Source organism: Streptomyces sp. NPDC085596 (genome assembly GCF_044541565.1).
GTDB lineage: Bacteria > Actinomycetota > Actinomycetes > Streptomycetales > Streptomycetaceae > Streptomyces.
Genome location: NZ_JBITTC010000014.1, coordinates 66,574 through 87,717, shown reverse-complemented (window position 1 = coordinate 87,717; position 21,144 = coordinate 66,574). Strand labels below are relative to the sequence as shown.

The 21,144-nt window shown below is 72.5% G+C and carries 12 protein-coding genes; 3 read left to right on the top strand and 9 right to left on the bottom strand.

Features of this window, described 5'->3' with window-relative positions:
* A partial coding sequence (locus ACIGA3_RS30105; protein ID WP_399721613.1) for a maltotransferase domain-containing protein occupies positions 1-863 on the bottom strand: 863 nt, incomplete at its 3' end.
* Positions 864-1,285: 422 nt separating this feature from the next.
* Here ACIGA3_RS30105 and ACIGA3_RS30100 point away from each other — a divergent pair.
* On the top strand, positions 1,286-3,916 hold the full coding sequence (locus tag ACIGA3_RS30100) for a glycosyltransferase family 1 protein (protein WP_399721612.1): 2,631 nt from the start codon (positions 1,286-1,288) through the stop codon (positions 3,914-3,916).
* 30 nt (positions 3,917-3,946) lie between these two features.
* Here the strand turns inward: ACIGA3_RS30100 and ACIGA3_RS30095 are convergent, their stop codons facing one another.
* The 8 genes from ACIGA3_RS30095 to glgX all read right to left on the bottom strand — a co-directional run bounded on the left by ACIGA3_RS30095 (position 3,947) and on the right by glgX (position 18,227).
* On the bottom strand, positions 3,947-4,468 hold the full coding sequence (locus ACIGA3_RS30095) for a DUF1990 domain-containing protein (RefSeq protein WP_399721610.1): 522 nt from the start codon (positions 4,466-4,468) through the stop codon (positions 3,947-3,949).
* Positions 4,469-4,538: 70 nt separating this feature from the next.
* Positions 4,539-6,176 carry a M4 family metallopeptidase gene (locus ACIGA3_RS30090; protein WP_399721608.1) on the bottom strand — a complete coding sequence of 546 codons (1,638 nt, stop codon included), beginning with the start codon at positions 6,174-6,176 and terminating at the stop codon, positions 4,539-4,541.
* 257 nt (positions 6,177-6,433) lie between these two features.
* The gene (locus tag ACIGA3_RS30085; protein ID WP_399721606.1) at positions 6,434-8,461 is read right to left on the bottom strand and encodes a M4 family metallopeptidase; all 2,028 of its coding nucleotides are present in this window, start codon (positions 8,459-8,461) and stop codon (positions 6,434-6,436) included.
* Positions 8,462-8,745: 284 nt separating this feature from the next.
* Positions 8,746-10,506, bottom strand: a complete 1,761-nt coding sequence (locus tag ACIGA3_RS30080; RefSeq protein WP_399721605.1) for an ABC transporter ATP-binding protein — start codon at positions 10,504-10,506, stop codon at positions 8,746-8,748.
* Positions 10,503-12,215, bottom strand: coding sequence for an ABC transporter transmembrane domain-containing protein (locus ACIGA3_RS30075; protein ID WP_399721603.1), 1,713 nt, complete (start codon positions 12,213-12,215; stop codon positions 10,503-10,505). The genes ACIGA3_RS30080 and ACIGA3_RS30075 overlap by 4 nt, the downstream gene beginning before the upstream one ends.
* Before the next feature lie 23 nt (positions 12,216-12,238).
* Positions 12,239-14,104 carry an ABC transporter ATP-binding protein gene (locus tag ACIGA3_RS30070; RefSeq protein ID WP_399721601.1) on the bottom strand — a complete coding sequence of 622 codons (1,866 nt, stop codon included), beginning with the start codon at positions 14,102-14,104 and terminating at the stop codon, positions 12,239-12,241.
* Positions 14,101-15,903, bottom strand: a complete 1,803-nt coding sequence (locus ACIGA3_RS30065) for an ABC transporter ATP-binding protein (protein ID WP_399721599.1) — start codon at positions 15,901-15,903, stop codon at positions 14,101-14,103. The genes ACIGA3_RS30070 and ACIGA3_RS30065 overlap by 4 nt, the downstream gene beginning before the upstream one ends.
* Positions 15,904-15,989: 86 nt before the next feature.
* Positions 15,990-18,227 (bottom strand): glycogen debranching protein GlgX, encoded by a 2,238-nt coding sequence (gene glgX, locus ACIGA3_RS30060; protein WP_399721597.1) that lies wholly within the window; start codon positions 18,225-18,227, stop codon positions 15,990-15,992.
* A gap of 238 nt (positions 18,228-18,465) precedes the next feature.
* On the opposite strand from glgX, the gene ACIGA3_RS30055 reads away from it, so the two are divergent.
* Together ACIGA3_RS30055 and ACIGA3_RS30050 are read left to right on the top strand one after the other, a co-directional pair.
* Positions 18,466-19,698, top strand: coding sequence for an Ig-like domain-containing protein (locus tag ACIGA3_RS30055; protein WP_399721595.1), 1,233 nt, complete (start codon positions 18,466-18,468; stop codon positions 19,696-19,698).
* A gap of 165 nt (positions 19,699-19,863) precedes the next feature.
* Positions 19,864-21,096: an Ig-like domain-containing protein gene (locus ACIGA3_RS30050; RefSeq protein WP_399721593.1), complete on the top strand. Its 1,233-nt coding sequence runs from the start codon at positions 19,864-19,866 to the stop codon at positions 21,094-21,096.
* Positions 21,097-21,144: the final 48 nt, after the last annotated feature.

The following is a 21,144-nucleotide window of genomic DNA, read 5'->3' as shown; positions in this document are numbered from 1 at the left end:
CCGATGGGGTGGATCGGCGGGAGGTAGACCACGTCGAAGCCCATCTCCGCGATGGCCTCCAGCCGCTTCGCCGCCGTGCGGAACGTGCCGTGCGGTTCGTCCAGTGTCCCTTCCGAGCGGGGGAAGAACTCGTACCAGGAGCCGTACAGCGCCCGCTCGCGCTCCACCAGCAGCGACATCGGGTCGGAGGCCGTCACCAACTCCCGCAGGGGATGGCGGGCCAGGATCTCCGAGACCTCCGGGGCGAGGGCCGAGGCCAGTCGCCAGGCGGCCGGGCGGTCCTCGTCGCGCAGGGCCGCGACCGCGTCCAGCAGCACGTCCCGGTGCTCCGCGGGAACCCCGGCGGCCGCACGCTCGTACAGCAGCGCGCCCTCCTCCAGCACGGGTTCGGTGTCGATGCCGGCCGGGATCTTGATCTCGGCGGTGTGCCGCCAGGTGGCGACCGGGTCGGACCACGCCTCGACCGTGTAGGTCCAGCGGCCGGGCCGGTCCGCGCTGACGGTGGCGCCCCAGCGGTCGGTGCCGGGGGCGAGTTCGCGCATCGGGGTGAACGGGCCGGGGCGGCCGTCCGGGTCGCGCAGCACGACATCGGCGGCGACGGCGTCGTGCCCCTCACGGAACACGGTGGCCGACACCTCGAAGACCTCGCCGGGCACCGCCTTCGCGGGCCTGCGCCCGCCCTGGACCACGGGCCGCACGTCCAGGACCGGGATGCGGCCCACCACGGGCTGTCCTCTCGGGGTCTCGGTCGCGGCGGTCCGGGCGGCGTCCGGCGGGGCCGCCTGGCGGGCCGGCCGGCCGGGTTTTCTGCCGGCCGCCTTGCCGGGCGTCGCCGGTGCTGACGAGTGGTGCGTGGCGGGCATGACCGCTCCTGTCCGCGTCGACTTGGGTGTGGGCCGGGTGTGCGGGCGACGGGTCCTGCTGCGGTGCTGTGGTGCCTGTTGCGTCTACCGGGGGAGCCTTCCCACCCGGTTCGGGTGGGCAATCCGGCACTTTGTTAACTACTCGCGCGTACGTCCACGTACAAGACCGGCCCCGTCTCCCGGATTCCCGCCCGGCGTGCCTTGACTCCCTCCGGTACGGCGGGGTTCGGCCAATTCCCGGCACTTCGGCACCGGGCGCCCCTCGCCGGTGCTCTGTTCTCCTGCGTACCGGATGTGCCGTGTTCGGGCCGCTTCACCCGGATGCGTCCCCGGTGACGCCCCGGTAACCACTACCGTCGACAATGACGACGAGACGTACAGCGCCGTGCGTCTCACCCCGCGAAAAGCGTCCGAGGTGGAATGTGAAGGCGATCCGTCGGTTCACCGTCCGTCCAGTTCTCCCCGAACCCCTCCTGCCGCTCAGCGACCTGGCGCGCAACCTCCGCTGGTCCTGGCACGCGGAGACGCGCGACCTGTTCCAGTCCGTGGACCCCGAGCACTGGGCCGCCGCCGAGGGCGACCCGGTGCGGCTGCTGGGCCGGGTGAGCCCCGCGCGGCTCGCCGAGCTCGCGCAGGACCGGCGTTTCCTGCGCCGTCTGAGCGCGGTCGCCGACGACCTGGACGACTATGTGAGCGGCGACCGCTGGTACCAGCAGCAGGGCGACGGGCTGCCCGCCGCCGTCGCCTACTTCTCGCCCGAGTTCGGCATCACCGCCGCGCTGCCCCAGTACTCCGGCGGCCTCGGCATCCTCGCCGGCGACCACCTGAAGGCGGCCAGTGACCTGGGCGCCCCGCTGATCGGCGTCGGACTGCTCTACCGGCACGGCTACTTCCGCCAGTCCCTCTCCCGCGACGGCTGGCAGCAGGAGCACTACCCCGTCCTCGACCCCAACGAGCTGCCCCTCACCCAGATCGAGGAGGACGACGGCACCCCCGCCCGCGTCTCCCTCGCCCTGCCCGGCGGCCGCGCCCTGCACGCCCGGATCTGGGTCGCGCAGGTCGGCCGGGTCCCGCTGCTGCTGCTCGACTCCGACGTCGAGGAGAACGACCCCGCCGAACGCGGAGTCACCGACCGGCTCTACGGCGGCGGCAGCGAGCACCGGCTGCTCCAGGAGATGCTGCTCGGCATAGGAGGTGTCCGCGCCGTGCGCACCTACTGCCGGCTCACCGGGCACGCCGAGCCCGAGGTGTTCCACACCAACGAGGGGCACGCCGGGTTCCTAGGCCTGGAGCGGATCGCCGAACTGGGAGAACCGGACGAGGGGGGCCTCGACTTCGACGCGGCGCTGGAGACCGTACGGTCCGGGACGGTGTTCACCACGCACACCCCCGTCCCGGCCGGCATCGACCGCTTCGACCGGGACCTGGTCGCGCGGCACTTCGGGCCCGACGCCGAACTGCCGGGCCTCGACCCGCGCCGCGTGCTGGCGCTGGGCACCGAGACCTATCCGGGCGGCGAGCCGGGCCTGTTCAACATGGCCGTGATGGGGCTGCGCCTGGCCCAGCGGGCCAACGGGGTGTCGCTGCTGCACGGGCAGGTCAGCCGGGAGATGTTCGCCGGGCTCTGGCCGGGGTTCGACGCCGAGGAGGTGCCGATCACCTCGGTCACCAACGGGGTGCACGCCCCCACCTGGGTAGCCCCCGAGGTGCTGCGGCTCGGCTCCCGCCAGCTCGGTGTGCAGCGGGCCGAGGACGCGCTGACCGTCGGCGGCTCCGAGCGCTGGGACGCCGTCGCGGAGATCCCGGACCAGGAGATCTGGGAGCTGCGCCGCACCCTGCGCGAACAGCTCGTGCTGGAGGTACGGTCCCGGCTGCGCGCCTCCTGGCGGCAGCGCGGGGCCGCCGACGCCGAGCTGGGCTGGATCGACGGCGTGCTCGACCCGGACGTGCTCACCATCGGCTTCGCCCGGCGCGTGCCCTCGTACAAGCGGCTCACCCTGATGCTGCGGGACAAGGTGCGGCTGACCGAGCTGCTGCTGCATCCGCAGCGGCCGGTGCAGATCGTCGTCGCGGGCAAGGCGCACCCGGCGGACGACGGCGGCAAGAAGCTGGTGCAGGAGCTGGTGCGGTTCGCGGACGACCCGCGGGTGCGGCACCGGATCGTGTTCCTGCCCGACTACGGCATGGGAATGGCGCAGAAGCTTTACCCCGGCTGCGACATCTGGCTGAACAACCCGCTGCGCCCGCTGGAGGCGTGCGGCACCTCCGGGATGAAGGCCGCGCTGAACGGCTGCCTCAACCTCTCGGTGCTGGACGGCTGGTGGGACGAGTGGTTCCAGCCCGACTTCGGCTGGGCCATCCCCACGGCGGACGGCGCGGCTGCCACCGACCACGACCGGCGGGACGACATCGAGGCCGCCGCGCTGTACGAACTCCTGGAGGGCCGGGTCACCCCGCGCTTCTACGAGCGCGGCCGGGCCGCCCTGCCCGACCGGTGGATCGAGATGGTCCGCCAGACCCTCACCCTGCTCGGCCCGAAGGTGCTGGCCGGCCGCATGGTCCGCGAGTACGTCGAACGGCTCTACGCCCCGGCCGCGCAGGCCCACCGCGCGCTCGCCCCGGACACCGCGCGTGAGCTGGCCGGCTGGAAGGCGCGGGTGCGGGCCGCGTGGCCCGGTGTGAGCGTCGACCACGTGGAGACCACGGCGCCCACCGCCACGGCGGAACTGGGCACGAGTGTCGGCCTGCGGGTGCGGGTGGGGCTCGGTGAGCTGACCCCCGACGACGTGGAGGTGCAGGTGGTGTCCGGCCGGGTCGACTCCGGCGACCGCATCACCGACGCGAGCACGGTCCCGCTGAAGCCGGTCGGCAACCCCGACCTGGAGGGCCGCTGGCTCTACGAGGGCCCCCTCTTCCTCGACCGCACCGGCCCCTTCGGCTACACCGTCCGCATCCTCCCGTCCCACCGCCTCCTCGCCTCCACGGCGGAAACGGGCCTGGTGACGGCGCCGCCACAGGAGGCGGTGGAAACGGCGGGAGTACTGCTGCGCTGAGCGCTCGCTGCCGGGTGAGCCGGACAGGCCCTAGTCCTCGTTCTCGTCGGCGCAGAGCTGCTTCAGGGTGGCTCCGCATCTGCGGGCGTAGGCGTGCTGGAGGGCTCGGGCGACCGGGCCGGCGGTGCGGGTGTACCACTTGGCGGGGCGGCTGTAGGCGGCGACCGTGAGCCAGACCGTGCCGTCGCCGGTGCGGTCGACGACGAAGGCTTCCTCGCCGTGCTCGGGGTGGCCGGGGAGGGTGCCGTAGGCCCAGCCCGCGCGGCGGGGCTCGTCGGTGGTCCAGACGACCCGGCAGGGGGCCTTGATCAGGTTGCCGAGGTTGACCGTGACCTCCGTGCCGGGGGCCGCGCGGTCGGCGGTGGTGTCCATGCCGACACCCATCGCGCGGTGCATCTCCCAGGTGAGGACCGCCTCCGTGGCCCGGCGGAAGACCGCCGGACCCTCGCCGATCCGGGTGCGGGAGAAAAGGTGATGGAAGCCGGGCGGGCAGACGGCGAGATCGTCGCGGGTCGCGCCGACCGGCTCATAGGTGAAGGGCGCCGAGGACATGGTCACCAGACTAGGGCGCCCCCCGGAAGATCACCTTCCCAGGGGGCGCCCAGTCTCAACTGCTGGGACTTCAGTTGACGTTGACGCCCGACCAGGCCGCCGCCACCGCGTTGTACTCGGTGCTGCCGGAGCCGTAGAGCGCGGAGGCCGCGCTCAGGGTCGCCGTGCGGGCGGCCTTGTAGTTGGTGGTGGAGGTCATGTACGTGGTCAGCGCCTTGTACCAGATCTGGAGCGCCTTGGCGCGGCCGATACCGGTGACCGTGGAGCCGTTGGAGGTCGGGGAGTTGTAGGACACCCCGTTGATCGTCTTCGCGCCGCTGCCCTCGGACAGCAGGTAGAAGAAGTGGTTGGCGACGCCGGACGAGTAGTGCACGTCCAGGTTGCCGACCGAGGAGGACCAGTAGTCCGCCGAGCCGCCGTCCTTGCTGGGCTTGTCCAGGTAGCGCAGCGGGGTGCCGTCGCCGTTGATGTTGATCTTCTCGCCGATGAGGTAGTCACCGGGGTCGGAGGCGTTGTTGGCGGAGAACTCCACACCGGTGCCGAAGATGTCGGACGTGGCCTCGTTCAGGCCGCCGGACTCGCCCGAGTAGTTCAGGCCCGCGGTGTTGGCGGTGACGCCGTGGCTCATCTCGTGGCCCGCGACGTCCAGCGAGGTCAGCGGGTGGTTGTTGCCCGAGCCGTCGCCGTAGGTCATGCAGAAGCAGGAGTCGTCCCAGAACGCGTTCACGTACTGGTTGCCGTAGTGGACGCGGGAGTACGCGCCGACGCCGTTGTTCTTGATGCCGCTGCGGCCGAACGTGTTCTTGTAGAAGTCCCAGGTGGCCTGCGCGCCGTAGGCGGCGTCGGCGGCGGCCGTCTGGTCCGTGGTCGAGCTGGAGGCGGTGCCGGTGCCCCAGACGTCGTCCGCGTCGGTGAACAGGGTGCCCTGGGTGGAGCTGGTGGTGTGGGACTTGTTGTACGTCTTGTGTCCGCCGCGCGTGCCGTCGGACAGCTGGTAGGTCGAGCCGGACAGCGTGGTGTTGAGGGTGACCGTGCCCGAGTAGAGGGTCTTGCCGGTACCGGTCTCGATGCCCTGGTACTCGTAGAGCTTCTTGCCGGTGGCGGCGTCGGTGATGACGTGCAGCTGGTTCGGGGTGCCGTCGTCCTGGAAGCCGCCGACGATCGTCTCGTAGGCGAGGACGGGCTTGCCGGAGCCGGCCCAGATCACCTTGCGGGCGCCGTCCGCCTCGGTCTTGGCGGAACCGAGCGTCTTCGCGGCGCCGACGGCCTGCTTCTCCGCCTTGGCCGGGGTGATCTGCGGCTTCAGCGAGGCCACCTTGATGGCCGACTTGGTGGCCTTGGTGACGCCCTCGGCCTTGCCGGACTTGGCGGTGTGCACCACGAGGTCGCCGCCGAGGACCGGCAGGCCGGCGTAGGTGCGCTCGTAGCGGGTGTGGACGGTGCCGTCGACGTCCTTGACGACGTCTCTGACCACCAGCTTCTCCTTGGCGCCGAGACCTATGCGCTGGGCGGTCCCGGGAGCGTCGGACTGGGCCTGCTGGATGAGCGTGGTGCGGGCCGAGGCCGACAGCAGCGTCGGGGCGCCGGCCAGGGACTTGGCCTCGGCGCTCGCGCTGGAGGAGAGGCCCGTGGAGAGGAGGGCACCGGCGGCGACGGCGGTGGCGATGACGAGGGTGGTGCGCTTGTGACGCGCGTAGAGGGGGCTCACAGTAGCTCCTTGACGTGGGGGCGTCGGCCAGCGTGGGGTCACTGGTCGGGTGGTGCGTACTGAAGTCGCTGTGCAGCTGCGGCGAGTGGGGAGAGCGTGGCACCAGGGACGCGTACATGTCATGACCCTGAAGTGATGTTGGCCGAAACCTTGCGTCCGGTTGTTGTTGCGGGCGTGTGAACGGGCCCCGTCCCCCGGGTTGTTCACCCGTCGGACGACGCCCGTTCACGAGCCGCGAGGGGCGGCCGGAGGATGGTCTACGGGAAGGTCACCTTCCAGCTGTTGAGCGTGCCCACGTCCCGCGCCGCCTGGTCTTGAACCTTCAACTTCCAAGTGCCATCGGCGGGTTCGGCGGACGCGTTCACCGTGTAGGTCTCGTCCACGTCGTCCCCGGAGTCCGAGGACTGGAAGTTCTTCAGCCGGTACGAGGTGCCCGACGGGCCGACCAGATCGATGACCAGATCACCGCGCCAGGTGTGGGTGATGTTTACGGCCACGCGCAAGTTGCTTGGCGCGTTTCCGCTCCTGCCGGAGACCGTGATGTCCGAGGTGATGGCGGGATCGTTGTCCGGGATCGCCACCGGAGTGGTGGATTCGTACGATGTGCCGGTGTCGCCGCCGGGCCGGGTGCCGACCCCGACGCCCGCCCAGGCGTCCTGCACCGCCGCGTACTCCGCGCTCGTGGTGCCGTACAGCTCCCCGGCCGCGGCCAGGGTGCCGGTGCGGGCGCCCGAGTAGTTGGTGGTGGAGGTCCACTTGGTGGTGAGCGCCCGGTACCAGATCTGGAGGGCCTTGTCCCGGCCGATGCCGGTGACCGGGAGGCCGTCGGCGGTGGGGGAGTCGTAGGAGACCCCGTCGATCACCTTGGCGCCGCTGCCCTCGCTCAGGAGGTAGAAGAAGTGGTTCGCCGGGCCGGAGGAGTAGTGCACGTCGACCCCGCCGATACCGGAGTACCAGCTGTCCTTGGACGCGCCGTCCTTGCTCGGCTTGTCCATGTAGCGCAGCGGGGTGCCGTCGCCGTTGATGTCGATCTCCTCGCCGATGAGGTAGTCACCGGGGTCGGAGCTGTTGTTGGCGAAGAACTCCACGCCGGTGCCGAAGATGTCGGACGTGGCCTCGTTCAGCCCGCCTGATTCACCCGAGTAGTTGAGCCCGGCCGTGTTGGAGGTGACACCGTGGCTCATCTCGTGCCCGGCGACGTCCACGGCGGTCAGCGGGTCGGCGTTGCCCGAGCCGTCGCCGTAGGTCATGCAGAAGCAGGAGTCGCTCCAGAACGCGTTCACATACGAATTGCCGTAGTGCACACGGGAGTAGGCGCCCACGCCGTTGTTCTTGATGCCGCTGCGGCCGAACGTGTCCTTGTAGAAGTCCCAGGTGGCCGCGGCCCCGTAGTGCGCGTCCGCGCCCGCCGTCGCCGGGTCGGAGATGGTGCCGTTGCCCCAGGTGTCGCTCCCCTGCGAGAACAGGGTGCCGGTGCCGGAGGTGCCCCGGTTGAGGTTGTACGTCTTGTGGCCGCCGCGGTCCCCGTCGGTCAGGTTGAACGTGGAGCCCGACTGGGTGGTGGTCAGCGGTACTTGCCCGCTGTACTGGGTGTTGCCGACGCCGGTGCGGACGCCCTGGTACTCGTAGAGCTTCTTGCCGGTGGCGGCGTCGGTGATGACGTGCAGCTCGTTCGGGGTGCCGTCGTCCTGGAGGCCGCCGACCACCGTCTCGTAGGCGAGGACGGGCTTGCCGGTGGCGGCCCAGATCACCTGGCGCACGCTGTCGGCGGCGGATTCGGTGCCGCCGAGCGTCTTCGCCCGCGCCACCGCCTGCCGCTCCGCCGTGGCCTTCGGTACGGCCGGGGTGAGGCCGGCGATCTTCAGTGTGGCGCCGGACGCCTTCAGCACGCGCTTGGTCACGCCCGAGGGCGCGGTGTCCACGATCAGGTCGCCGCCGAGCACGGGCAGGCCCGCGTAGGTGCGCTCGTAGCGGGTGTGCAGGGTGCCGTCGCCGTCCTTGACGACATCGCGGGCGACGAGCTTCTCCTGGGCGCCGAGCCCGATCGAGCGGGCGGTGTCCGCCCGGCCGGCGTCGGCGTCGCGGATCAGCCCGGAGCGCTGGGCGGGGGTGAGGCGCACGGAGCTGTGCGCGGGGTCGGCCTTGCCCGGCAGGGGCCCCGCCGGGGCGGCGGTCGCCGCGCCGGACTGGACGGCAGCGGCGATGAGCGCCGCCACTCCGGCCAGGGCGACGGTGGCGGTGCGGCGGCGCGGGGAGATACGTCTGCGGGAGGGACTGCTGCTCAACACTGACTCCTTCTGCGTGGCCGCCGGTCGCGCGGCCGAGGGAGACCGGACGGTGGGTTGGGGCGTCCGGGGCAGAACAGGGCGGTGCGCGGTGCGTGCTGCGTGTGCGGGCGCGGATCGCGCGGGACACGTGAGCGCTGTGCGGTCGCTGTGAGTCGGTCGTGGGAAGAGTGACAGGGGAGCGGGGTGCCTGTCAGGAGCGCATCCCAAAGTTGGCCGGAAGGGTGCGTCGATGAGACACCTTCCGTGCCAACTCCCTTTTGTTACAGCCGTGTTGACGGCTCTCAGGCCGTGCTGCCGTCCCCGTGCCAGGTGCGCCAGAGGGCCGCGTAGGCGCCGTCCGCCGCCACCAGTTCGTCGTGCGTGCCCAGCTCGGTGACGAGACCGTCCTCCATCACCGCGACCCGGTCCGCGTCGTGCGCGGTGTGCAGCCGGTGCGCGATGGCGATCACCGTGCGGCCCGCGAGCACCGCGGCCAGGCCGCGTTCCGTGTGCCGGGCGGTGGCCGGGTCCAGCAGGGCGGTCGCCTCGTCCAGGATCAGTGTGTGCGGGTCGGCCAGCACCACCCGGGCCAGCGCGAGCCGCTGCGCCTGGGAACCGTCGGTGACCTGCCCGCCCTGCCCGAGCCGGGTGTCCAGCGCCTCGGGCAGCTCGCGCACCCAGCCGTCGGCGCCCACCGCCGCCAGCGCCCGCCACAACTCCTCGTCCGTGGCGCCGGGTTCAGCGATCAGCAGGTTGTCGCGGACCGAGCCCAGGAACACATGGTGCTCCTGGGTGACCAGCACCACCTGACGGCGCAGCCGGACCGGCCCCAGCTCCGCGACCGGGACCCCGCCCACCGTGACCGAGCCGACGGCGGGCGGGTCGATCCCGGCCAGCAGCCGGCTCAACGTCGTCTTGCCCGCGCCGGACGCGCCGACCACGGCCAGCCGCTCACCGGGCCGTACCGTCAGGTCCACCCCGCGCAGCACCTCGCCGCCCCGCTCGTACGCGTACCGCACCCCGCGCACCTCGATCCGGTCGTCCACCGGAACCTTCGAGGTGTCCGCCGCCGCGCCCGGCGCCTTGGCGATGCCCTCCACGCGGGCGAACGAGGCGCCGCTGCTCTGGAGTTGATCCAGCCGCATCAGCACCATGTCCAGCGGATCGGTGAACTGCCGCATGTACAGCGCCCCGGCCACCACCGCGCCCAGCCCGATGAGCCCGCGCCCGTGCAGCCAGCCCCCGACCAGCAGCACCCCGGCCACCGGGATCGTGTACGAGATCTCGACCGCCGGGAAGAACACGGTCCGCAGCCCCAGCGTGCGGTACCGGGTGCGGCGGGACTTCTCCAGCGCCTCCCGGCTCGCCGCCGTACGCGCCGCTTCCAGCCGGAACGCCTCCACGGTCCGCGCGCCCCCCGCCGTGGCCGCCACGATCTCCGCCACCTCCGACGTCGCCGCGCCCTCGGCCAGATAGGCGTCCCGCGCCCGCCGCAGATACCAGCGCACCGCCAGCCACACCGGGGTCAGCCCGAGCAGCCCGAACAGGCCGAGCCACGGGTCGAGCGCGAACACCGCGCCGAGCACGAACAGCGCCTGCACCGCGTACACCAGCAGCTCCGGGCCGATGTCCCTGAGCGTGGTGCCGACCATCGCCACGTCCGCCGTACCGCGCGCCGTCAGGTCGCCGGTACCGGCCCGCTCCACCACCGACGCGGGCAGCCCCAGCAGCCGTTCGACGAAGGTCTCGCGCACCCGCGCCAGCGTCCGCTCCCCGAACCGGTGCGCCACGTAACGCGCCCAGCGGGCCAGTACCAGCTGGGCCAGCGCGCACAGCACGATCCACAGCGCCAGCCGGTCCACCGTGCCGACGCCGCGCCCGGCCCGTACCTCGTCCACGATCCGGCCGACCAGCCAGGGACCCACGATGCCCGCACCGGCCGCCAGCGCGTTCAGCACGAGGGCGGCCGCGAAGGCCCGCCCGTCCGCGCGCACCAGCCGGGCGGCCGCCCGCCGTACCGTGACCCGGTCCGCGACCGGCAGCGCTCCCGTGTCCGCAGTCATCGCACGGCCTCCCCGTCGCTCAAGTCCCGTGCCACCAGCGCCCGGTAGCCCTTCTCGCGGTCCAGCAGCAGCCGGTGCGGGCCGCTCGCGGCCACCTTGCCGTCCACCAGGAACAGCACGGTGTCCGCCGCGTCCAGCAGCAGCGGCGACGTCGACGTCACCACCGTCGTACGGCCCTCCCGTGCCTCGCGCAGCCGGCCCGCGACCGCCGACTCGGTGTGCGCGTCCAGCGCCGAGGTCGGCTCCACGGCGAGCAGCACCTCCGGGTCCGCCAGCAGCGCCCGTGCCAGCCGGACGCGCTGCCGCTGGCCCCCGGACAGGCTGCGGCCCTGCCCGGACACCACCGTGTCCAGGCCCTTGGGCAGCCCCCGTACGACGTCCTCGGCGACGGCCGCCCGCACCGCACGGCGCACCGCGGCCCCGTCCGCCGGGCGCCCGGCGGACACCGTCTCCAGCAGGGGCCCGGCGAACAGGTCGGCCTCGTTGTCCGCGACCAGGACGCGGCGGCGCACCTCGGCCAGCGGCACCGCGTCCAGGCGCACGTCGCCCCACAGCGCCTCGGTGGGCCCGTACCGGCCCAGGCGGTCCACCACGGCGGCGGTGTCGGCGGAGCGGGCCGAGACCAGCGCGGTCAGCCGGCCCGGCGCCACCCGTACACCGGAGGCCGGGTCGTGCAGCTCGGCGGGGCGCTCGGGGGCGGGGAGCGTGCCGTCGTCCGGTTCGGGCTCCAGCCGCAGCAGGGCCACCACGCGGCGGGCGGCGACCACGGCGCGGTTCAGGTCGTAGTTCATCTCCACGAAGAAGGCGACCGGGCCGATCAGCACCGCCGCGTACCCGTACACCGACACCAGCTCGCCCACCGTGATCGCGCCCTCGGCCGCGAGCCGGGCCGCCAGCCAGGTCACGGCTGCGAGGAACAGCGTGGGCAGGCCGAGACCCAGCGCCTGCACCCAGCTCGTCACCGCGCCCACCCGGTAGCCCTGCTCCCGCAGCCGCCCCGAGTCCCTGGCGAACGCGTCCGCGAACAGGGCTTTGCCGCCAAGGCCGCCCAGGACGCGCAACCCGCCCGCGAGGTCGCCGATGCGTGCCGTCAGGATGCCCTGGCGCTCCCGGTACTCGGTCTCGGTGCCCTGGAGGCGGCGGGTCAGCGGACCGGTGAGCAGCGCGATGACCGGCACGCCCAGCAGCACCACAGCCGCGACCGCACCGGAGATCGTGAGCAGTTGCGCGGCCACCACCGAGTAGACGACGACCGAACCGATTCCCGGCCCCATCACGGTCAGTGCCTGCGCGAGGGTCTGCACATCGCCCACCCCGACGGTGACGACCTCACCGGCCCCCACCCGGCGCGGCAGCGCCGCGCCCAGCCGGGCCGCGTGCTCCACCACCAGCTTCACCGTGCGGAAGTTGGCGTCCATCCGCACCCGCGTCATGGTGCGGTGCCGCATGATGCTCAGCCACGCGCACCCCACCCCGGCCACGAACATGGCACCGGTCCAGGCGGCCAGCACCCCGAGCCGGCCCGGCACCAGCCCCTCGTCCACCGCCCGCGAGAGCAGATACGGCTGCGCCGCCATCAGCACCAGCCACGCGGAGCCGAACACCGCGCCGGCCAGCGAACGCCCCGGCTGGCGCAGCGCCAGCCACCACAGATAGCGCCAGCCGCCGCGCGTATCGGGTATGCCGGGATCTTCGTACGCGTCGATCATCCTGCCCCCGTTTCAACCGGCCGTCACTGAGCCAGACTGTCCCGCCACGCCTTGTGCAGCTCGGAGAACCTACCGGAACCGGCGATCAGTTGGGCCGGGCGGCCGTCCTCCACGATCCGGCCGTGCTCCATCACCAGGACCCGGTCGGCGATCTCCACCGTGGACAGCCGGTGCGCGATCACCACCGCCGTGCGGCCGCGCAGTACGGTCGTCATCGCCCGCTGCACCGCCCGCTCACCGGGCACGTCCAGCGAGCTGGTCGCCTCGTCCAGGATCAGCACCGCCGGATCGGCGAGCAGCGCCCGCGCGAACGCCACAAGTTGCCGCTGACCCGCTGAGATACGGCCGCCGCGCTTGCGTACGTCGGTGTCGTAGCCGTCGGGCAGCGCGCTGATGAACTCGTGCGCGCCGATGGCCTTCGCCGCCTGCTCGATCTCCTCCCGGGTGGCCTCCGGGCGGCCGATGGCGATGTTGTCCGCGACCGTGCCGGAGAACAGGAACGCCTCCTGGGTCACCATCACCACCCCGCGCCGCAGTTCGGGCAGCGCCAGTTCGCGCAGGTCGACCCCGTCGAGCAGGACGGCGCCCTCGGTCGGGTCGTAGAAGCGGGCCAGCAGCTTGGCCAGTGTCGACTTGCCCGCGCCCGTGGAGCCGACCACCGCGACGGTCTGCCCGGCCGGCATCGTCAGGTCGAAGCGGGGCAGCACCTCGCCGCCGGTGCGGTAGGCGAACCGCACCCCGTCGAAGACCACCTCCCGGCCGGGGAAGTCGCCCTTCAGCGACGGGAGTTCGCGGGAGACGGCGGGCTCCGGCACGGACGGCGTCTGCGCCAGCAGCCCGGCGATCTTCTCCAGCGAGGCGGCCGCCGACTGGTAGGAGTTGAGGAACATCCCGAGCCGGTCGATCGGGTCGTACAGCCGCCGCAGATACAGCACCGCCGCCGCCAGCACACCGAGCGCCAGGGTGTCCGAGGCCACCCGGTAGGCACCCCAGAGCACGATCCCGGCGACGGCCGTGTTGGCGACCAGCCGGGAGCCGACCACGTACTGAGCCATCTCCAGCAGTGAGTCGCCGTTGCTGCGCTCGTGGTGCCGGTTGAGGACGGCGAACTCGGCGTCGTTGGCGGCCTCGCGGCGGAACGCGCGCACCGGGCGGATGCCGTTCATCGTCTCCACGAACTTCACGATCAGCGACGCGATCGCCGTCGAGCGCGCCGCGAACACCCGCTCCACGCGCCGCCGGTAGCGCCGTACCAGCAGATACAGCGGCACGAACGAGGCCACCGCGGCCGCGCCGAGGCCCAGGTCCAGCCAGAGCAGCAGGGCCGAGATGTAGACGAAGGACAGCACCATCGTCACCAGCTCCTGGAGCCCCTCGTCGAGGAGTTCGCGCAGCGCCTCCACGTCCGTGGTGGAGCGGGAGATCAGCCGGCCGGAGGTGTAGCGCTCGTGGAAGTCCACGCTCAGCGCCTGCGCGTGCCGGAAGATCCGGCCGCGCAGGTCCAGCAGCGCGTCCTGGTTGACCCGCGCGGACGCCCGGATGAACGCGTACTGGAGCCCGCCGGAGGCCAGCGCGCACAGCGCGTACCCGGCCGCCACCGCGAGCAGCGGCCCGTGGTCGTGCCGGCGTACGGCGGGCACGGCGGTGTCGATGGCGTACGCCACCAGCAGCGGGCCCGTCTGCGCCGCCGCCTGCTGGAGCAGCAGCAGGAGCACGGTGAGCGCGACCCGGGCCCGGCGCGGGGCGAGCAGCGAGCGCAGCAGGGCGGAGGTGGCGCCGGGCGGGGTGGGCAGGACGTCCCGGTCGAAGGGGTCGCCGGAGTCCTGCGGGAGATGGGGATCGGGTAGGTCGTCGTCCGTGGTGGGGGCGGCGGACGTCGTGGTGGTCATCGGGAATCCTCGGGTTCCTCGGGAGCCTCGCGCGGGCCGCCGGACATCAGATGGGCGTACTCGGCGTTGGTGCGCAGGAGTTCGTGATGGGTGCCGACGGCGGTGATCCGGCCGTCGGAGAGCAGGGCGACCCGGTCGGCCAGCAGCACCGTGGACGGGCGGTGGGCCACGATCAGCGCGGTGGTGTCGGCCAGGACCCGGCGCAGCGCCGCCTCCACGGCCGCCTCGGTGTGCACGTCGAGCGCGGACAGCGGGTCGTCCAGCACCAGGAACTCCGGCTGCCCGGCCACCGCGCGGGCCAGCGCGAGGCGCTGCCGCTGGCCGCCCGACAGGCTCAGTCCCTGCTCGCCGACGCGGGTGTCCGGGCCCTCGGGCAGCGCGTGCGCGAAGTCCGCGTGCGCCACGGCGAGCGCCCGGTCCAGCTCCTCCCGGCCCGCGCCCTCCCCGGCGCCCATCAGGACGTTCTCCGCCACGCTCGTGGAGAACAGGGTGGGCTCCTCGAAGGCGACGGCGACCCGTGCGCGCAGTTCCTCGCGGGGGAGCGCGGTGATGTCGACGCCGTTGAGGGTGATGCGCCCCGAGGTCGCGTCGTGCAGCCGGGGGACCAGTGAGGTCAGGGTGGTCTTGCCGCTGCCGGTCGCGCCGACCAGCGCCATCGACTCGCCGGGGCGGATGTGCAGGTCGACGCCGTCCAGGACCGGCCGGGTGCCGGGGGCCGCGTCGGCGTGGCGGAAACCCACGCCCTCGAAGCGCAGGCCCCGTTCGCCCGGCTCGGGCGCGGCCGCTCCACAGGCATCGGCATGACCCTCAGGACTCTCGTCCAGCACCTCGAAGTACCGTTCGGTGGCCGTCGCCGCCTCCTGGCACATCGCCAGCAGGAAGCCGATGGACTCCACCGGCCAGCGCAGCGCCAGCGCCGTGCTCAGGAACGCGACCAGGGTGCCCGCCGACAGCGAGCCGTCCGCCACCCGCAGCACGCCCAGGACCAGCGCGGTGCCGATCGCCACCTCGGGCAGCGTCACGATGACCGCCCAGATGACCGCCAGCAGCCGCGCCTTGCCGACCTCCGTGTCCCGCAGCATCAGCGCCGTACGCCGGAACGCCCGCGCCTGGCTGCGGTGGCGCCCGAAGCCCTTGACGACCCGGATGCCGAGCACGCTCTCCTCGACCAGCGTCGTCAGGTCGCCGACCTGGTCCTGCGCCTGCCGGCAGGCGTGCGCGTACCGCTGCTCCACGACCACGCAGACCCACAGCAGCGGCACGGCGGGACCGAGGACGACCAGGCCCAGCACCCAGTCCTGTACCAGCATGATCCCGATGCCCACGAGGATCGTCACCCCGTTGACCAGCAGGAAGGTCAGCGGGAAGGCGAGGAACATCCGCACCAGCATCAGATCGCCGGTGCCCCGCGACAGCAACTGGCCCGAGGGCCAGCGGTCGTGGAAGGCCACCGGGAGCCGCTGGAGCCGCCGGTACAGGTCGGCGCGCATCCCCGCCTCGACGCCCGCCAGCGGACGGGCCACCAGCCAGCGCCTTATGCCGAACAGCAGCGCCTCCGCCACCCCGATCAGCAGCAGGTACAGCGCGCCCAGCCACACCCCGGCCGGGTCGCGCGCGGCCACCGGGCCGTCGACCATCCACTTCAGTACGAGCGGGATCACCAGACCGAGGCAGGAGGCGACGACCGCGACGGTGGCGGCCGCGAACCAGCGTGCGCGCACCGGGCGTACGTACGGCCACAGCCGCAGCAGGGTCCGGGCGGCGGAGCGGCGCCGGGCGGGGGGAGAGTTGGTGGACACCGGTGTCAGCGTACGGACCGGCCCCCGTCCCGCCCACCGAGTTTTCCGGCCGCCCGCACGGCCCTCCGCACCCCTGCCGCACCCCCTCAGACGACCCGCAGCAGCAGCACCGTCCGCGCGGGCACCGTGATCTCGGTGCCCGCGTCGAGGACCGTGCCCGGCGCCCGGTGCTGCTCCTCGCCCGAGGTGTCCACCACCACCTCGTAGCCCGTCGCCCAGGGTGCGCCCGGAAGGGTGAAGCCGGTCGGTTCGTGACCGGCGTGCAGCACGGCGAGGAAGCTGTCGTCCACCACCGGCGCCCCCCGCTCGTCCCGCCCCGGAATGTCCCGGCCGGACAGATACATGCCAAGCGTGGCGGCGGGCGCGTACCAGTCGCCCTCGGTCATCTCCGCGCCCCTGGCGGTGAACCAGGCCAGGTCCCTGAGACCGTCCGCCGAGTGCGCGCGGCCGGAGAAGAACGCCCGGCGGTGCAGCACCGGGTGCCGGTGGCGCAGTGCGATCAGCCGGCAGGTCAGGTCGAACAGGGGCCGCCAGTCCGGGTCGTCCAGCAGCGACCAGTCCAGCCAGCTCAGCTCGCCGTCCTGGCAGTAGGCGTTGTTGTTGCCGCCCTGGGTGCGGCCCAGCTCGTCCCCGGCGACCAGCATCGGCACCCCGGTGGACAGCAGCAGCGTGGTCAGCAGGTTCCGCAACTGCCGCCTGCGCAGGGCCCGTACGTCCGCGTCGTCCGTCTCGCCCTCGGCGCCGCAGTTCCAGGAGCGGTTGTCGTCGGTGCCGTCCCGGTTGTCCTCGCCGTTCGCCTCGTTGTGCTTGCCGTGGTACGAGACCAGGTCGCGCAGGGTGAAACCGTCGTGCGCGGTGACGAAGTTGACCGAGGCGTACGGGCGGCGGCCGCCCCAGGCGTACAGGTCGCTGGAGCCGGACAGCCGGTAGCCCATCTCGCGGACGTCCGGCAGCGCGTGCCGCCAGAAGTCGCGCACCGTGTCGCGGTAGCGGTCGTTCCACTCCGTCCACAGCGGCGGGAAGGCGCCCACCTGGTAGCCGCCCGAGCCGATGTCCCACGGCTCGGCGATCAGCTTCACCCGGCGCAGCACCGGGTCCTGGGCGATGACGGCCAGAAAGGGCGACAGCATGTCGACGTCGTGCATCGAGCGGGCCAGCGCCGCCGCCAGGTCGAAGCGGAAGCCGTCCACGCCCATCTCGGTCACCCAGTAGCGCAGCGAGTCCGTGATGAGCCGCAGCACCTGGGGCTGCACCACGTGCAGGGTGTTGCCGCAGCCGGTGTAGTCGGCGTACCGGCGGGCGTCGTGCTGGAGGCGGTAGTAGCCCCGGTTGTCGATGCCCTTCAGGGACAGCGTCGGGCCGAGTTCGCCCGCCTCGGCGGTGTGGTTGTAGACCACGTCGAGGATCACCTCGATGCCGGCCGCGTGCAGGGCGCGCACCATCCGCTTGAACTCGCCGACCTGCTGGCCGGTGGTGCCGGAGGCCGCGTAGGCCGCGTGCGGGGCGAAGTAGCCGATCGAGTTGTAGCCCCAGTAGTTCTTCAGGCCCCGGCGCAGCAGATGGTCCTCGTGCGCGAACTGGTGGACGGGCAGCAGCTCGACCGCCGTCACGCCCAGCTTCACCAGGTGCTCGACGGCCGCCGGGTGCGCGAGGCCGGCGTAGGTGCCGCGCAGCTCTTCGGGGATGCCGGGGTGGAGCTTGGTGAAGCCCTTGACGTGCAGCTCGTAGATGACCGAGTCCGCCCAGGGCGTCTTCGGGCGGCGGTCGTCGGACCAGTCGTCGTCATCGTGCACCACGACGCCCTTGGGCACGAAGGGCGCGGAATCCCGCTCGTCCCGCACGGTGTCCGCGTAACCCTGCTCCGGCCAGTCCCGCACATGCCCGTACACCTCCGGCGGCAGCGCGAACTCGCCGTCCACCGCGCGGGCGTACGGGTCCAGCAGCAGCTTCGCCGGGTTCCAGCGGGCGCCGGTCCACGGGTCCCAGCGGCCCTCCACCCGGTAGCCGTAGCGCCGGCCGGGCAGCACACCCGGTACGAAGCCGTGCCAGATCTCGTGCGTCAGCTCGGTCAGCCGGACCTGGGTCTCCCGGCCCCGCTCGTCGAACAGGCACAGCCGCACCGCCTCCGCGCCGCCCGCCCACAGCGCGAAGTTGGTGCCCGCCACCCCGTCCGGGCCGGTACGGAACCGGGCCCCCAGCGGGGTCGGCGCCCCCGGCCACACCGGCGGCGCCGCGCGCCGGGCGCCGCGCACCGGGGAAGTGCCGGTCCCGCTCCGTGCGGGCGGCTCCCCGGCCCGTGCCCGCTGCTCGGCTGCGCTCGTCACCAGTCGGCTCCTCTTTCAGTGGCTCGGCCTTCCGGGGCACGGCCGGCCGCGCCGAAGGGCCGACCGCACCTACGGGCTCATAAAGGCCCGCGGCACGCTCGGCCGACCGGTACGGCTGCGCCCCGACGGCTCCGGCGCGGGCGCGGCGGCTCCCCTTCGCGTCGTCCTTCCCTCTGTTCTGCCCATCCGCGCGGTCGCACTCACGTTTCCCCGGAGCCGCCCCGTCGTTGTGTCCGGCGTGATGCACGTACAAGGACGCGCGCGGCGCGCGCTGGCCGCACTGGCCACGGCACTTTCATGGGCGGGACTGCTGGCCGGGGCCGCCGGCTGCACCGCGGACGGCTCCGGCCCCCTGGGCATCGGCGGCCCGCCGGGCAGACCCCCGGCCGCCGAGGACGTCATCCGCGTCACCCCCGACGACGGCGGCAAGGAGGTGCGCCCCGAGCAGCGGCTGCGGGTGCGGGTGCCCGAAGGGCGGCTGGAGAAGGTCACGGTGACCCGCTCCCAGGACGCGCAGGACACCGCCGTCACCGGAGCGATCGGTGAGGACGGCCGGACCTGGAAACCGGACGACGACAAGCTGGCGCTCGCCGCCCGGTACACCGTGGACGCGGTGGCGTTGGACGGCGACGGCCGCCGCTCGGCCCGGCACACCACGTTCACCACCTACGTCCCCGACCAGCGGTTCATCGGCTACGTCACCCCCGAGAACCGCTCCACGGTCGGCACCGGGATGATCGTCTCCCTCTCCTTCAACCGGGACATCACCGACCGGGCCGCCGTGCAGAAGGCCGTACGCGTCACCGCGAAACCGGCCGTGGACATCCGCGCCCACTGGTTCGGCAAGAACCGGCTGGACTTCCGCCCCGAGCGCTACTGGAAACCCGGCACCGAGGTCACCGTCGACCTCGCCCTGCGCGACGTGGAGGGGGCGCCCGGCGTCTACGGGCTCCAGCGCAAGACGATCTCCTTCACCGTCGGCCGCAGCCAGGTCTCCCTGGTCGACGCGGCCGCGCACACCATGCAGGTACGCCGGGACGGCGAACTCCTGGCCACCGTGCCGATCACCGCGGGCGCCCCCAAGACGCCCACGTACAACGGCAAGATGGTGGTGATGGACATGCTGGAGGTCACCCGCATGAACAGCCAGACCGTCGGCTTCGGCGGCGAGTACGACATCCCGGACGTGCCGCACGCCATGAAGCTCACCGACTCCGGCACCTTCCTGCACGGCAACTACTGGTCCCCCGAGTCGCCCGGCGAGGTCAACGTCAGCCACGGCTGCGTGGGCCTGAGGGACGTGAAGGGCGGCGGCGCGGACACCCCGGCGGGCTGGTTCTTCGACCGCAGCCTGGTCGGGGACGTGATCGAGGTCGTCCACAGCAAGGACAAGACGGTCTCCCCGGACAACGGCCTCAGCGGGTGGAACATGGCATGGAAGCAGTGGAAGGCGGGCAGCGTGCTCAAGTGACCGCGTGAGCTGCGGGATTCCGGGTCTCGGCGACTGGTTGAAGTTGCGACTGAACGGTGACATTCGACGGACACCGAGCCCGGAAACCGGCGGCTAGCATGCCCCAATGTGCGCGGGACGCGCCGGGGTGTGGACCTGTGACCAGGTCCGGGAGGGGAGAACGACTTGAACGTGCGGCCGATATCGGGGGCTTCGGGGGTAAGTCGGCACAGGGGTCGTAAGGGACTGGCGCTCGTGGCGGGGGCGCTCATGCTGTCGCTCGCCGCGTGCGGCGGGGGCGAGAACGCGGGGAGCGGGTCGGACAACGCCAAGAACAAGGACTCGGCCCAGGACAAGCAGTCCTCGGCCTCGGTCTCCATCGCGCCCAAGCCGGGCGCCAAGGCCGTGGACACCAGTGGCGCGCTGCAGGTCAAGGTCGCCGGGGGCCGGCTGACCAGCGTGGTCGTCAAGGACAGCAAGGGCACCGAGGTCGACGGCACGCTCGCCGAGGGCGGCGCCGCCTGGACGCCGGCCCGGCACCTGGCCGCCGCCACCAAGTACACGGTGCACGCGGTCGCCGAGGACTCCCGGGGCCGCAAGGCTGCCGAGGACTCCAGCTTCACCACGCTGACGCCCAAGAACACCTTCATGGGCACCTTCACCCCGGAGGACGGTTCCACCGTCGGCGTCGGCATGCCGTTCTCGCTGCGCTTCACGCGCGGCATCACCGACCCGGCCGCCGTCGAGAAGGCCATCCGGATCAAGACCGAGCCCGCCGTGGACGTCGAGGGCCACTGGTTCGGCAACGACCGCCTGGACTTCCGCCCGGAGACCTACTGGAAGGCCGGCACCAAGGTCACCGTCGACCTCGACCTGGACGGCGTCGAGGGCCGCGACGGGGTCTACGGCAAGCAGCGCAGGACGGTGAAGTTCACCATCGGCCGCAGCCAGATCTCCTACGTCGACGCGGACAAGCACACCATGAAGGTCACGCGGGACGGCAAGACCCTCAAGACCCTCCCGGTCACCACCGGCAAGCCCGGTTACGAGACCTGGAACGGCAAGATGGTCATGACCGAGAAGCTCACCGTGACCCGGATGAACGGCGAGACGGTCGGCTACGGCGGCGAGTACGACATCAAGGACGTGCCGCACGCCATCCGCCTCACCGACTCCGGCACCTTCATCCACGGCAACTACTGGGGCGGCGGCGCCTTCGGCAACTTCAACGCCAGCCACGGCTGCGTCGGCCTGCGCGATGTGCGCGGCGGGTACGACGGCGGCGTCCCGGCGGCCTGGTTCTTCAACAAGTCCATGGTCGGCGACGTGGTGATCGTCAAGAACTCCCACGACCGCACGGTCTCCCCGGACAACGGCCTCAACGGCTGGAACATGAGCTGGGCCGACTGGAAGAAGTAGGACCCGACGAGGCGGGCCCGGTGCTGTGAGCAACAGCACCGGGCCCGT

Excerpts from the sequence above, each read along its gene's own strand:
- ACIGA3_RS30095 (WP_399721610.1), bottom strand. The coding sequence starts at position 4,468 with ATGTCCTCGGCGCCCTTCACCTATGAGCCGGTCGGCGCGACCCGCGAC.
- ACIGA3_RS30080 (WP_399721605.1), bottom strand. The coding sequence starts at position 10,506 with ATGACTGCGGACACGGGAGCGCTGCCGGTCGCGGACCGGGTCACGGTA.
- ACIGA3_RS30075 (WP_399721603.1), bottom strand. The coding sequence starts at position 12,215 with ATGATCGACGCGTACGAAGATCCCGGCATACCCGATACGCGCGGCGGC.
- ACIGA3_RS30070 (WP_399721601.1), bottom strand. The coding sequence starts at position 14,104 with ATGACCACCACGACGTCCGCCGCCCCCACCACGGACGACGACCTACCC.